This window comes from Oleiphilus sp. HI0043 (assembly GCF_001634935.1).
This window is the reverse complement of sequence record NZ_LWEY01000169.1, coordinates 1-1,373: the sequence shown is the minus strand read 5'-3', so window position 1 is coordinate 1,373 and position 1,373 is coordinate 1. Positions and strand designations below refer to the sequence as shown.

The 1,373-nt window shown below is 44.0% G+C and carries 1 protein-coding gene and 1 pseudogene; both read left to right on the top strand.

From position 1 onward, the window contains the following. The first annotated feature begins 27 nt into the window (after positions 1 to 27). Entirely contained in the window at positions 28 to 1,044 is a 1,017-nt protein-coding gene (fliM, locus tag A3729_RS03105; RefSeq protein WP_197470043.1) for a flagellar motor switch protein FliM, read from the top strand. Continuing rightward, a pseudogene (fliN, locus tag A3729_RS03100) lies at positions 1,037 to 1,373 on the top strand (flagellar motor switch protein FliN); the annotation flags it as partial. The gene fliM and the pseudogene fliN, both read left to right, overlap by 8 nt.

Sequence of the window (1,373 nt, the reverse complement as noted above, 5' to 3'; positions counted from 1 at the left end):
ATTGCTTAAAAATTCATATAGTCAGGTATTAGTGTGCAAGATTTATTATCACAAGACGAGATAGATGCGTTATTGCATGGTGTCGATGATGGTGATATCGACACGGAGGACGATGCCGATGAAGAAGGTATACGCAATTACGACTTAGCGAGCCAAGATAGAATTGTGCGCGGGCGCATGCCTACGCTCGAAATGATCAATGAAAGGTTTGCCCGCTACACCAGAATCAGCTTGTTTAACCTGCTCCGTAGAAACGCCGACGTTTCTACGGGCGGTGTCCAGATCATGAAGTTTGGAGAGTATATCCATACTCTTTACGTTCCTACCAGTTTAAATATTGTCAAAATCAGACCTCTTCGCGGAGCTGGTTTATTTATTTTTGATGCCAAGCTAGTTTTTAAACTTGTTGATAACTTCTTTGGTGGTGATGGGCGTCATGCAAAAATTGAAGGGCGTGAGTTTACGCCTACCGAGATTCGGGTTGTTCATATGGTACTCGAACAAGTCTTTATCGATATGAAGGAAGCGTGGAGCGCAGTTTTCAAAATTGATTTTGAGTATATGAACTCTGAAGTTAACCCTTCAATGGCGAATATTGTTAGCCCTAGTGAAGTGATAGTAATTAGTACCTTTCATATCGAACTAGATGGCGGTGGTGGAGACCTTCATCTGGCCATTCCATACTCTACCATTGAGCCGATTCGCGAGATCCTCGATGCTGGTGTCCAGAGTGATGTTGACGATGTTGACGAGCGCTGGATGACAACTATTCGGAAAGATCTTTTAGAGGCTAATGTGCCTCTTAATGCGACAGTCCTAGAAGAACAGATATCACTTAGAGATGTTGCCAAGCTTGAAAAAGGTGATGTTATACCGATAGAAATGCCAGAGTTTATTACGCTAACTGCGAATAAGGTCCCTATGTTCAAAGCAAAGCTTGGGCAAAGTGATGGTCAGTTAGCGGCGAAAATTGAAGAAAAAATTGAACGACCCAACCTCATATCCAGTGTAGTTGACGAAAATTTGGAAGAAGAAAATGAGTGATAACGAAGATCAAAGTGAAGACGAAAAACTAGCATCTGAATGGGAAGCTGCAATGGAAGAGTCTGGTGATTCTGAAGGCGGCGAAGGTAGTGTTGAGGATGAGTGGGCGGCGGCAATGGCCGAAGCTGAAGCTATCGAAGGGGATGATGCTGATGATATTAAGTCTGCGCCTCTAGAGTCTTTTGATTCGCGTCCAGCTGCGGCTGCTAACGCTGGTGCTGGTGGCCCAGGCGCTCCCGATCTTGATGTCATTCTGGATATACCTGTTACGTTATCGATGGAAGTCGGTAATACCTCCATTCCGATCAGAAACTTATTACAATTGAATC